Raw genomic sequence first — 738 nt, forward strand, 5'->3', positions numbered from 1 at the left:
CGGCCCAACGTCATGGCGACGGCAAATACGCTATAGCCGAGGCCAGCCTGCGCGGTCGGCATCAGTCCCTTGCCGCTCAGCAGCAACGCGCCCCAATCGAGGATCGCGCCTTCGGTCAGGAAGGTGAGCGCGGCGAGCAGCGCGAGCAGAATGACGATCCCGCGCGGAACGACGAACAAGGGAACCTCGGCGGCCTTGGGCGTCGCGATGAACCGGGATGCGACGAGGATCAGTGTGGCGACCATGAGGATGGCTGCGATGACCGATCCCGTGACCGCGCCCATGCCGATCGAAAGTGCCACGGTCATCATCGACGCGCCGATGAAGCCGCCGACGCTGAACAATCCATGGAAACCCGACATGAGCGGGCGACCGGCGCGCTTCTCGACTTCCACGGCATGAACGTTCATGCCGACTTCGATCACGCCCAGAAACCCGCCAAACAGCAGCAGAGATGCCGCCATCATCCAGATCGTGGGCGAGAAGGCCAGAAAGGGCAGCAGCAAAGCCTGCCCGATGCCGCCGACGATGACGGCCGGCCGTGCGCCGATGCGGGAGGTCAGCGGCCCGGCGAGTTGCATTGCGACAACCGATCCCAGCCCCAGGCACAACAGCAAGAGGCCCAATGCGCCATCATCCACGCCGAGACGTGCCTTCGCGAGCGGGACGAGTGGCGCCCAGCAGGCCAAGCCAAAACCAGCCACCAAAAAGGCAGCGCGCGTCGCAAGACGCGAGCCG

Annotated in this window: 1 protein-coding gene; it reads right to left on the reverse strand. The window is 65.4% G+C overall.

Going from position 1 to position 738, the window contains the following annotated elements:
- Nucleotides 1-738 (reverse strand): MFS transporter (locus ACI3K3_RS25715; RefSeq protein WP_404918953.1); only part of this gene is annotated, 738 nt, incomplete at both ends.

The sequence above is a fragment of the Novosphingobium sp. ZW T3_23 genome (genome assembly GCF_044987305.1).
Lineage (GTDB): Bacteria > Pseudomonadota > Alphaproteobacteria > Sphingomonadales > Sphingomonadaceae > Novosphingobium.